Origin of the sequence: Lujinxingia litoralis (assembly GCF_003260125.1) — a bacterium.
Lineage (GTDB): Bacteria > Myxococcota_A > Bradymonadia > Bradymonadales > Bradymonadaceae > Lujinxingia > Lujinxingia litoralis.
The window spans coordinates 24778-35404 of the sequence record NZ_QHKO01000017.1 but is presented as its reverse complement, the minus strand read 5'-3'; the positions used below and the strand labels follow the sequence as shown (position 1 = coordinate 35404).

Here is a 10627-nt window from a genome sequence, read left to right as displayed (position 1 = left end):
GCGCAGGCGTTGAGCGTGATGACCACCTCGGCCTCACCTTCGGGGAAGGCCAGCCCCTCACAGGCGAGCGTGCCGCCCCCGGCGTCGGTGCAGGCGATGGTGAGATCGCAGCCATCGCGGGTGCAAAAGCTCTCCAGCGTGGGCGGGTGACTAAACGCATATGACTCGCCGGCCTCATACCCCTCCAGCCCGGCCTCAAAGGCGTAGCGCACATCGAAGGTTTTTGAGGCGCTCGTGCTTTGCTCGTCGAGGGAGGCGTTGACGGTGAGCGTCCAGCTGCCCTCGGCGTTGAGCTTGGCGGTGGGGAGCTCGATCGACTCGGCGCACTCAACAGGCGTCACTACCTCGCCGCCCTCATAGCTCAGGGTGCAGGCATCCAGGGTGCAGCCCTGGGGGGCGCATTCGACGCCAAACGTCACGCTCCCGGTGTCGGGATCGAGAATGAAAGGCCCCTCCTCGCCAGAGATCTCCAGGGTGAGTTCGGGGGGCAGGTCGGTGTCGGTATCGGGATCGACGTCGGCGTCGGGGGTGTCGGGGGTGATGTCAACATCAAGATCCACGTCATCTACATCCCCCACATCTTCGGCATCAATATCTGTATCAAAAACCCAGACACCGTTCTCGCAATTCGGTTCGCTATCATCACAGAGGGGAGACGTATCCACCCCGAAAATACAACCGGTTGCGGTGGTTGAAAGCAGTGCAAATGATACGAGCGCAAATCGATTCATCAGGATTCCCTCCCTCAAAGACTGCTTAGAATTGACCACGGAGACTGGCTCCCGCAAATCCCGGGCCGGCGGCCGGGGAGATGCTCAACGTGGCGCTATCATCACGATCGGTGCGCTGGTCCAGAAAAAGCAGCGTGGACCCGGCAGCGCCGAGCACAACCCCTCCAATAAGGAGACCTATGGTGATTCCATTGTGGGTCTTCACCATGCTTAGATCATCTTCTCGACTAAACTCGCCAGAATAGACTTGTTGATACGTCTCCGGCGTTGTGGAGTTTTCCAACCGCTCGATCGTATCCCCGATCAACACCCCACTCCCCAGAAGCGCGCCGGCGGCCAGGGCCGCACCGCCGGTGCCGATCAGCGACCAGGCCAGGACGTTGGACCCGGCGTCGTCGACCTCGGGGGGCGCTTCCATCGCCGGCGCTTCGACCGGCGTCTCCCCGGTGGTTTCGCCCTCGTCGGGGGCTTTCACCACCTCGCTTTGCTTCTCGGCGATGGCCTCTTCGAGATTGGCGCGGATCTCCAAAATATCGTCAAAACGCCCGTCGGCCTCCATCGGCTCGGCGTAGATGTCGAGGACGCGCAGCGCCTCTTCAAACTTGCCAAGCCCCTGGTAGGCCAAGATCTGGTTGTATTTGTAGACCAGGTTCTGATCGTGGGCGAAGGCGCGCTCCAGCAGGTCGATGGTGCGCTCGAAATGGCCCTGGCTGTAGGCCTCGCTGGCCTGCTCATAGAAGTGGGTGGCGCGCTCGCGGGCGTCGTCCTGGGCAAAGGCCACGGTCGGCGCGCCCAGCAGCGAGGTCGAGAGGAGAAGTGCCAGCGCCCGGCGCGCCGCGGAGGATTTCAAGGTCAGGTCAGGCATGATCATCGGGGGCAGAGGTCAGTGATGGTACAGCCATCTCAGTTTGAGGATGTGGGCGGCCGGCCAAACTTGCGGGGCACGCTATCAGGGCTCTGGAACTTGGTGGGCTGAACGCTCTCTTCGGGAGGTTCAGCCTCGGCCTCGCGCTGCGCGCTGGCCTCGGTCTCGGCCGGCGGCGTCGCCTGGCGCGGGGCTCGGGGGCGCCTGGGGGCCGGCTCGTCTTGGGAGGGCGCTTTGACTTCGGGAGCCTCGTCGGGCTCGGGGGCGCGGGCGGTGGCCTCGCGCTCCACGGTGGGCACGACCTCGGTGGCTTCCGGAGCTTCGGGGGCCTCGTCGGGCGCCGGCGCCGGGGGCTCGGGAGCCTCGTCGGTGGCGAGTGCGGGGGCCGGCTCCGGGGTGCTCGCCAGCTCGGCGGGGCTCTCGGCGCCGCCTGGCTCCGGCACGCTTGTGGGGCCGGTCTCGGGCGTCTGCGGGCCGGTCATCAACACGAGTGCGCCGCCCAGGCCCAGCAGGAGTACCAGCGTCACGAGTGCCAGGAGCGCGCGGCGTCGGGAAGGCGTCTGGGCCGGTGGCGAGTCGCCCAGAAAGAGCGTGCTGGCCCCGGCGTGCGCGGCAGGCAGGGGATCGGCGGTGGGGACGGTCGGCGCGGGCTCGGCCTCGGGATCGTCCACCCGGAGGACGTCTTCGCCCGGATCGGTGGTGTCCGGATCGGTGTCGGCCAGCTCGGTTGTGGCGATCATCGGGTCGGTGGGAGAGCTGGCCACCGCGCGGGCGTGAGCGGAGACCTCCGCCGGTGCCGTCGCCGTCGCTGCCTCCGGCGCCTGCCCCGACATCAGGCGATCCAGCGCCACGAGCATCTCGCCGGCGTTTTGATAGCGCGCGGCCGGATCCTTGCGGGTGGCCTGGGCGATGAAGGCGTCGAGCCACTGGGGAGCTTTGATCCCGGCCCGGGGCACCAGCGTGGGCATCGGGTCGTTGATGTGCATAAAGAGCACCGAGAGGGGGGCCTCGGCGTCAAAGGGAGGCTCGCCACTGAAGAGCTCATAAAACATCACGCCCATGGCGTAGACGTCGGCCGCCGGCCCGATCTCCCGTTTCCCCTGCGCCTGCTCCGGGCTCATATAATGCGGCGTCCCAAAGACCTCGCCCTCGCGGGCGAGCCCGCGGGTGGAGCCCTCGTTGATCAGGCGCGCGATGCCAAAGTCGAGGAGGCGAGGAAAGTCGCCGTCGTGCCCGGTGGTGGTGATGATGACGTTTTCGGGCTTGAGGTCGCGGTGCACGATGTCGCGGCGGTGGGCTTCGGCCAGCGCCGAGAGGATCTGGCGCCCGACATGAAGCAGGCGCTCGGCGTTCATGTTGCGGCTCCACATCCAGCGGGTCAGCTCCACGCCGGGGGCGAACTCCATGACCATGTAGGGATGGGTCTCCCGCTCAAACCCGAAGTCGTGCAGCGTGATGATGTTGGGGTGGGAGAGGCGGCTGATGGCGCGGGCTTCCTGGATGAAGCGCTCCCGGCCCTTGGTGGAGTCCTGCAGCTCGGTGCGCAGCACCTTGAGGGCGACCTCGCGCTCCACCGGGAGCTGCAGCGCGCGGTAGACCGCGCCCATGCCCCCTTCGCTGATGAGCCCCAAGATCACGTATTTATCGGCGGCCAGCGTGCCGATGCGTGGATCGCTCTCGGCATCTTCGAGGGCATTCTCGTAGATGTAGTAGAAGCCGTCGCGAGGGCATTTGGCGCCGAGCGCCGGGTTTTTCTCACGGCATTTTGGGCAGATAGGCATGCGACGTAGCTCGCTTGCAAACGATCTTTGAGGGTAGAGGTCGGTCGACCGGCGCGGATACGCCGGGCTGCTCGCAGGTCGAAAACCGGGGCATGGCTGACGGACGGCGCAACGATAACAGCAGCCCGCAGAGCGCACAACACATCCTCGGCGCTACCGGGGGGCCTGGCGAGGGGGGGCGGCTGCGACGATCGGGCGCTTGACGCCGGGGGGCCCGGGTGCTTGTCTGGCGCGCCCGTGCGCCGGCTTTCCACGCACGCAGGCAGGCAGTCCAACGAAGCACAGGTGTGGCGATGTACGACGAAAATCAGAACGAGCAAGACGGTCCGGCCCCGCGCGGCATTTTTCGGAAAATGAAACCCGGCGAAGACCGCTTTGAGCTCTGGGCGACCATCGCCCTGGCGCTGGCGGTGGTGCAGGTGGTGGCCTACGTGGTGGCCTTTCTGGCCCTGGGCAAGGCCAGCGTCATCGCCCACGCCACGATCATCCCCTTGATCGGGATGCTGACCCTGCCGATGGCGTTCTGGGGGCTGCTGCGCACGCTCTTTCAGCCGCCGGTGATCCGGCGCAGCCGCACCATCGGGTTCGCGGCGCTGATCGCGGTGGGGCTGCTGGGTAACCGTCCGATGTTTGCGGCGCCGGTCTCCACGGCGGATTACGTCTCGAAGGTGGCCTTTGAGCTGCCCTTTAACGGCAGCTGGGTCACGCTGGCCGGGGGCCCCGAGCGCGATACCAACTACCACGCCACCACCGCGATGATGCGCTGGGGCTACGACTTTGCTCCCCTGGTCGAGGGCAGCCGCTTTGAGGGCGATGGCTCCCGGCTCGAAGATCACCACTGCTTCGGGGCGCCGGTCTACTCGCCGGCCGCTGGCGAGGTGGTGCGGGTGGTGGGCTCCGAGGTCGATCAGGTGCCCGGGGAGTTTGATCCGGTGAGCGTGCTGGGCAACCACGTGATCCTGCGGGTCGCCGAAGGGGAGTACCTCTTTCTGGCACACTTAAAGCGCGCCTCGCTCAAGGTCTCGGGCGGGGATCAGGTCGAGGCCGGTCAGCTGCTGGCTGAGTGCGGCAACTCCGGGCGCACCTACACGCCGCACCTGCACGTGCACCTGCAGAACAGCCCCGAGGTGCCGATCGCCGAGAGTCTGCCCCTCTCCTTTGAGGACTATCGGGCCGACGGTCAGGCGGTGGCACGCGGCATGCCGGTGGGAAGCCCCGATGTGCAGACCCAGGTCGGTGAGATCGTGGAGCGCGCCGAGCCCTGGCCGGTGAGCAAGAACGCCGCGGCCGAGGCGAGCGCCTCCGAGGATGGAGGGGCCGAGGAGGCTGCCGCCGCTCAGGACACCCCCGAGCCGGAAGCTCCCGCGCAGGAAGCCCCGGAGCAGGTGGCGGCCGAGTAAGCGCCGAGATACCCCGGGGTGGGGGGCCATGACGGGGGTGGGGGGACCCGGGACAGGTCGCTGTCTCATCTGACCCGGAGGCTCAAGGGTAGGTGGTAGGTCTTCGTTCTCACCTGAGCTCCACCGGTTGATTGTGCGGAACCCTCGGTCTGCGGGACGACCCTGAGCCGGAGCTATCGCTGAACCTTCAGTCGTCGCGGGAGAGGCGTTCGAGCTCGGCGTCGATTCGGGCTTCTTCGAGTTCGAGTTCGCGGAATTTATCCTGGAGGGGATCCAGGGTCACGTCGGTGTCGAGCTGGCGAGGCTCTTCGGGGGCCGGGAGCTGGCGGGTGCCGAAGACGCGCTTGAGCAGCCAGTAGACGCCGGCGCCCAGGATGGCGAGCACGCCCAGGGCCAGCACCACCCGAAAGGCGCGCATCAAGAAGATGATCAGGAAGAGTCCGCCCACCACGAGGAGGGCGACCTTGAGGATCTCCCAGAGGATCTGTGCCGGGGTCAGGCCGTCGCCGCTCTCGCTCATCGTGTCTCCGGGGGGCAGGGTATCGGGGGGGCGTCGGGGCCGCGTCGCCCCGGGGCTTGATCATAGGTCAGGTCGGGCGCCCGGACCAGGGATCAGAGCAGGGTGCTCAGGGTGTCGGCCAGGGTATCGAGCTGCTCTTCGGTGGTGTAGAGCTGGCAGCTCAGGCGGAGCAGGCGCCCGGGGTGAGCGGGCCAGCTCATCACGGCGATCTCGATGCCGGCCGCTCGCCAGAGGGCGTCTTGAAGGGGGTCGACCTCGGCCGGGAAGTTCACCGGGGGGTGGGGGCTCTCGGGTAAGGGCAGCGAGACCATGGCGCCCACCAGGTCGTCGGGAGCTGGAGGGGCGATGCCCAGCACCTGGCAGAGGCGATCGCGGCCGTAGAGTGCCAGGCGATGGTTGCGTTCGTAGAGCGCCGGCCAGCCCCCGGGGACCAACGCGCGCAAAAAGTCGATGGCCACCGGCACGCTCAGGTAGCTCGTGACGTCGTAGGTGCCCATCCAGCCGAACTCGGCCTGGAAGCGCTGCGGGTCGTCTTCGGCCAGGGCCGCGCCGTGGCTTAAGACCGGCGGGCGCACCCGGCTCTGAAGGTGGGGGGCCACGTGCAAAAAGGCCGCGCCCCGCGGGCTGCACAGCCACTTATGGCAGTTGCCCACGTAGAAGTCGGCGTCGATTTCGGCCAGGTTCAGCGGGATCATGCCCGGGGCGTGGGCGCCGTCGATCAGCGTGAGCACGCCGCGCTCGCGCAGGCTGCGGGCGATGCGGGCCACCGGGAGGATCAGGGCGGTGGGGCTGGTGATGTGGTCGATCATCACCAGGCGAGTGCGCGGGGTGAGGGCGTCGATCAGGGCGTCGTGCAGGGCGTTGGCCGAGGTGGGGGCAAAGGGCAGGGAGGCCACCCGGACGTGGGCGCCCTGCTCGGCGGCGATGGCCCGGGCGGCCAGCACCGCCGGGCCGTAGCCCTGGTCGCTGACCAGGATCTCGTCGCCCGGCTGCAGCGCCAGCGAGCGCAGCACCGCGTTGACGCCGGTGGTGGTGTTGGGCACGAAGACCAGGTCTGGAGCCGGGGCCCCCACAAAGCTGGCGAGTTCGGCGCGGGCGTTGGCCATCAGCCCGAAGAGTTCGCGGCCGATAAAGCGCACCGGGTTGGACTCCATCCGGGCGCGCAGCTCGCTCTGGGCGTGGAGCACCCGGCGCGGACAGGCGCCGAAGGCGCCGTGGTTTAAGTGAATGGCCCCGGAGTCCAGGTGGAAGTGGGGGGCGTAGTCAATGCGCAGAGGGCCCGCGGGGACGCCGCCCCCTTCGGCGGGGGCGGCGTCTTCGGGGGGCTCGGTGGGGTCGAATGCGTCGCTCATCGGGGCTCGGGCTCCAGGTGGGACGGGGGCTCAGCTCTGGCGGGCTTTGATCCAGCTGGCGAGCTCGGCGCGGGGGACCTCGGCCTGGTCGCCGCGCTTCATATCTTTGATGGCAACCACGCCGGCCTCCAGCTCCTTTTCGGCCAGGATGGCCACAAAGGGCACGCCGCGCTCATTGGCGTACTTGAACTGGCGGGAGTACTTGTCGGCGTCGGGGTAGAGGTCGACGCGCAGGCCGGCCCGGCGCAGCTCGGCGGCCAGCGCCATGCTGCGGGGGGTGAAGTCGTCGCGCCACAGGGTGACGAGCACGTCGACATCGGGGGCGGGCTCGGCCAGGGCGTCGCGCTCGGCCAGGAGCATCAGCACGCGCTCCAGGCCCAGCGAGAACCCGCAGGCCGGCAGGCTCTGGCGGGTGAACATGCCGACGAGGCCGTCGTAGCGTCCGCCGCCACCCAGGCTCCCGGAGAAGTCGTCGCTGCGAATCTCGAAGATCGGGCCGGTGTAATAGGAGAGGCCGCGGGCCAGGTAGGGGTCGATCTTCAGGTAGGGGCCGGCCGGGCTGGCGGCGGCAAAGCGCAGGAGATCGCCGAGCTCCGAGAGGGCTTTTTTGCCGCTCTCCAGCTCCCCGACCCGCTCGGCCAGGGCGGCCAGCAGCGCCTCGTTGCCCTCGACCTCGTCGGCCAGCCCCAGAAGGGGGAGGAGGCGATCGATGACGTCGGCGGCGATGCCGCGCTCGGCGAGCTCTTTTTTGACGCCGTCGAGGCCGACCTTATCGAGCTTGTCGATGGCGACCAGCGCCTCGGTATGAAGCTCGGGGGCGACGCCGGCGGCCTCCATCATGGCGTTGAGGAGGAGGCGGTGGTTTAAGTGCACGCGGAAGTTTTTGAACTCCAGGCGCTCCAGCACCTCGCAGATGGCAGAGGCGACCTCGGCTTCGACCGTCATGGAGGTGGAGCCGATCACGTCGACGTCGCACTGGTAAAACTCGCGAAAGCGCCCGCGCTGGGGGCGGTCGGCCCGCCAGACCGGCGCGATCTGAAAGCGTTTGAAGTAGCGGGGGAGCTCGTTCTGGTACTGCGCCACGATGCGGGCCAGGGGCACGGTCAGATCGTAGCGCAGCCCCATGTCGGCCAGGTCCACTTCGGTGGGGGCGTCGTTGCGAAGGGCGCGCTCAAACTTCTTGCCGCGCTTCATCACCTTGAAGATCAGCTGGTCGCCTTCCTCGCCATACTTGCCCATGAGCGTGGAGAGGTTCTCCAGGGTCGGGGTCTCCAGGGGCTGGAAACCGTAGCTCTGGTAGACCTCTTCGATCAGGGCGAAGACGCGCTTTCGCAGGGCCGCCTCGCGGGGCAAAAAGTCACGCATTCCGCTGGCGGGCTTGGTGGAGATCTGGCTCATGGGAGGGCTCGTTCAGGGCAAGATAAGGTGTGACGATTTCAAAAGAATCGGGGCGCCGGGAAGATCGGGCTCAGGGAGCTGTTGAGGGCTCACCGTAGGCGGGTTCGACCGCTGCAAGGATTGCGTCGAGGCCGTGGTAGCCGTCGAGCGCGTGAAGTGCCTGGCGCACGTATCCGATAGAGGGTTGGTAGTAGTCAAGGAAGCCCGGGTTATGCTTGACCTTGTCGATAAAGATGAAGCGTCCGGCGTCTTTGAGTTTGCGCTGGAGCGTCTGCAGGTAGAAGGCCCGGCGGAGGGTCTCGGCGTCGGCGCACCAGGGGAGGCCGCGGCGGGCGCCGTGGTCGATGTAGACTTCGAGAAGGCGCGCGACCTGGTCGGGCTGAAGCTCGATGTAGGAGTCGCGCAGCAGGGCGACCAGGTCGTAGATCACCGGGCCGATCAGGGCGTCCTGGAAGTCGATGAGCACCCAGGTTCCCTGTTTGCGCATGATGTTTCGCGACTGATAGTCGCGCAGCACCAGGGTGGTGGGCAGCGCGCAGATCTCATCGGTGAGGCGGTCGAAGAGGGCGTTGAGCGCCTCGCGATGCTCGCCAAGGGCGTCGGGGCCGTAATGGTTGTCGAGGCCCCACTCCCGGTAGTGGTCGAGCTCCCAGCGCAACAACTCGGCGTCGAAGGCGCGCCCGAAGGCCACGCTCTGGTAGCGGGGCTCGGCGCGCTCGGCCTCCACCCGCATCTGGAGGTCGACCAGGAGCTCGATGGCCTGGCGGTAGAGGTCTTCGACGTCGTCCGGGCCCGAGGCGGCCAGCACGGCGTGTTCAAACATCTCGTCGCCCAGGTCTTCGAGCAGGAGCACGCCGCGGGCCATGTCGACCCGATCGATGGCCGGCACCGGCAGGCCGATGTTGGCCAGGTAGCGCTGCACATCGACAAAGGGCAGCTCGGTGGGGCGAGCGTCGGCCGAGGAGCCCCCCTCGTCGCTGGCCATCTGGTCGGCCCCCTCCGGCAGCACCATCGCCATCTGGGTGAGCTCCCCACGGGGGTAGACGCGGGGCGGCTGCAGGTCGCTCGGCAGGTGCACGCGCCAGTAAATCCGCAGGGAGGCGTGGCCGCCCAGGTTCTCCAGGCGCGCGTGCTCGGCGACCTGGGGATCAAAGAAATCGGAGAGGGTCTGACGCAGGCGTTGTTCCATGGGTGAGACTCGGGTAAGGGAGCGGGCCAGATCCGGCCGGTCAACGAGATTGCCGGCTCTAAGGTGCGTCAGGAGTGCAAGAGGAGCAAGTTCATGAGCACGATCAGGCCCGATAGTAAGTTCAGGAAAATGCTCGGGGTGCCACGCACTCGCCGCGCGCGGGAGACGGGGGAGCCGAAGATCGATTCCAAGGCCGTGGAGTTCGTGCTGCGGGTGGGGCGCGCGCTTCACCAGTACGGTACGCCGGCCCACCGCTTAGAAGAGGTGCTCGAGGAGATGACCCGGCGCTTTAATATGGAGGCGCATTTCTTTTCGACGCCGACCTCCATCATGGCGGCGTTCGGGCCGCTGGGGGACCAGCGCTCGTATCTGGTGCGGGTGGAGCCGGGCGATGTGAACCTGGGGCAGATGTCGGATGTCGATGAGATCGTCACCCGGGTGCTGGCCGGCGAGCTCACCACGGCGCGGGGGCTGGAGTTGATCGAGGAGGTCGAGCGGGCGCCCCAGCGCTACCCGGCCTGGCTGGAGACGCTCTGCTGGGTGACGTCGGCGGCGGCGGCCGGGATCATGTTTGGTGGGGGCTGGCGGGAGATGTGGATCTCGGGGCTCTCCGGGCTGGGGATCGGGCTTTTGACGCTGCTGGCGGCGCGATCGCCCACGGTGAACCGGATCTTTGTGGCGCTCAGCGCCTTTATCGCCTCGTTTGTGGGCGGGGCGATGGCGGTGGTGGCGGACGGGGCGTCGGTGTTCATTCCGATGGTTGCCGGGCTGATCGTGCTTTTGCCGGGGCTGACGCTGACGGTGGCGCTCACCGAATTGGCCACGCGTAACCTGGCCGCCGGGGCGGCGCGCCTGACCCTGGCGCTGATGATCCTTTTGGAGATGGCCTTCGGGGTGGCGGTGGGGCTGCGCCTGGCCGAGATGCTCTTTGGCAGCGCGCCCCAGATGACCACGGTGGGGCTGAGCTTCGGGGTGGCGGCGGTGTCGCTGGTGGTGGCGTCGATCTCGTTTACGGTGCTCTTGCGGGCGCGCTTCGCCGATGTGGGGTGGATACTGGGGGCGGCGGCGCTGGCCTACGTGGGCACACGCCAGGGCACCCTGTGGCTGGGGCCGGAGGTGGGCGTGTTCATCGCGGCGCTGGTGGTGGGGGTGGCGAGCAACGGGTTTGCGCGCTTCTTCGATCGCCCGGCGTCGATTGTGATGGTGCCGGGGATTCTGCTGCTGGTGCCCGGGAGTGTGGGCTTTCGCAGCGTGTCGCGCCTGCTGGAGCGCGATGTGGTGGGAGGGCTGGAGACGGCGTTTGTGATGACGCTTGTGGCCGCCTCGCTTGTGGCCGGCTTGCTGGTGGCCAACCTCTTGCTGCCGCCGCGCAAGGCGCTCTGAGTCCGGGG

The 10627-nt window shown here is 67.7% G+C and carries 8 protein-coding genes and 1 pseudogene; 2 read left to right on the top strand and 7 right to left on the bottom strand.

The annotated features are described in order from the left end of the window. From DL240_RS19200 to DL240_RS19190, 3 genes and pseudogenes are all read right to left on the bottom strand, one after another. Nucleotides 1-731 (bottom strand): annotated as a pseudogene (locus tag DL240_RS19200) (hypothetical protein); the annotation flags it as partial. 25 nt (nucleotides 732-756) lie between these two features. Further along, nucleotides 757-1596, bottom strand: coding sequence for a tetratricopeptide repeat protein (locus DL240_RS19195; protein WP_146618433.1), 840 nt, complete (start codon nucleotides 1594-1596; stop codon nucleotides 757-759). Nucleotides 1597-1634: 38 nt separating this feature from the next. After that, nucleotides 1635-3377, bottom strand: a complete 1743-nt coding sequence (locus tag DL240_RS19190; protein WP_111731515.1) for a serine/threonine protein kinase — start codon at nucleotides 3375-3377, stop codon at nucleotides 1635-1637. Nucleotides 3378-3670: 293 nt separating this feature from the next. Here DL240_RS19190 and DL240_RS19185 point away from each other — a divergent pair, with 293 nt between their 5' ends. Then, entirely contained in the window at nucleotides 3671-4777 is a 1107-nt protein-coding gene (locus DL240_RS19185; RefSeq protein ID WP_111731514.1) for a M23 family metallopeptidase, read from the top strand. A gap of 187 nt (nucleotides 4778-4964) precedes the next feature. Here the strand turns inward: DL240_RS19185 and DL240_RS19180 are convergent, their stop codons facing one another. The 4 genes from DL240_RS19180 to DL240_RS19165 form a co-directional block, all read right to left on the bottom strand. After that, nucleotides 4965-5297 (bottom strand): hypothetical protein, encoded by a 333-nt coding sequence (locus DL240_RS19180; RefSeq protein WP_111731513.1) that lies wholly within the window; start codon nucleotides 5295-5297, stop codon nucleotides 4965-4967. Nucleotides 5298-5389: 92 nt separating this feature from the next. Next, a complete protein-coding gene (locus DL240_RS19175; protein ID WP_111731512.1) occupies nucleotides 5390-6649 on the bottom strand; it encodes an aminotransferase class V-fold PLP-dependent enzyme in 1260 nt (419 codons plus the stop codon). 30 nt (nucleotides 6650-6679) lie between these two features. Then, complete coding sequence (gene hisS, locus DL240_RS19170) at nucleotides 6680-8047, bottom strand: histidine--tRNA ligase (RefSeq protein ID WP_111731511.1); 1368 nt, start codon at nucleotides 8045-8047, stop codon at nucleotides 6680-6682. A gap of 70 nt (nucleotides 8048-8117) precedes the next feature. After that, on the bottom strand, nucleotides 8118-9236 hold the full coding sequence (locus tag DL240_RS19165) for an aminoglycoside phosphotransferase family protein (protein ID WP_111731510.1): 1119 nt from the start codon (nucleotides 9234-9236) through the stop codon (nucleotides 8118-8120). A 93-nt stretch (nucleotides 9237-9329) separates the two neighbouring features. Here DL240_RS19165 and DL240_RS19160 point away from each other — a divergent pair, with 93 nt between their 5' ends. Next, nucleotides 9330-10619: a threonine/serine exporter family protein gene (locus DL240_RS19160; protein WP_111731509.1), complete on the top strand. Its 1290-nt coding sequence runs from the start codon at nucleotides 9330-9332 to the stop codon at nucleotides 10617-10619. Nucleotides 10620-10627: the final 8 nt, after the last annotated feature.

Excerpts from the sequence above, each read along its gene's own strand:
- DL240_RS19190 (WP_111731515.1), bottom strand. The coding sequence starts at position 3,377 with ATGCCTATCTGCCCAAAATGCCGTGAGAAAAACCCGGCGCTCGGCGCC.
- DL240_RS19175 (WP_111731512.1), bottom strand. The coding sequence starts at position 6,649 with ATGAGCGACGCATTCGACCCCACCGAGCCCCCCGAAGACGCCGCCCCC.
- DL240_RS19180 (WP_111731513.1), bottom strand. The coding sequence starts at position 5,297 with ATGAGCGAGAGCGGCGACGGCCTGACCCCGGCACAGATCCTCTGGGAG.
- DL240_RS19160 (WP_111731509.1), top strand. The coding sequence starts at position 9,330 with ATGAGCACGATCAGGCCCGATAGTAAGTTCAGGAAAATGCTCGGGGTG.
- DL240_RS19195 (WP_146618433.1), bottom strand. The coding sequence starts at position 1,596 with ATGCCTGACCTGACCTTGAAATCCTCCGCGGCGCGCCGGGCGCTGGCA.
- DL240_RS19165 (WP_111731510.1), bottom strand. The coding sequence starts at position 9,236 with ATGGAACAACGCCTGCGTCAGACCCTCTCCGATTTCTTTGATCCCCAG.
- hisS (WP_111731511.1), bottom strand. The coding sequence starts at position 8,047 with ATGAGCCAGATCTCCACCAAGCCCGCCAGCGGAATGCGTGACTTTTTG.
- DL240_RS19185 (WP_111731514.1), top strand. The coding sequence starts at position 3,671 with ATGTACGACGAAAATCAGAACGAGCAAGACGGTCCGGCCCCGCGCGGC.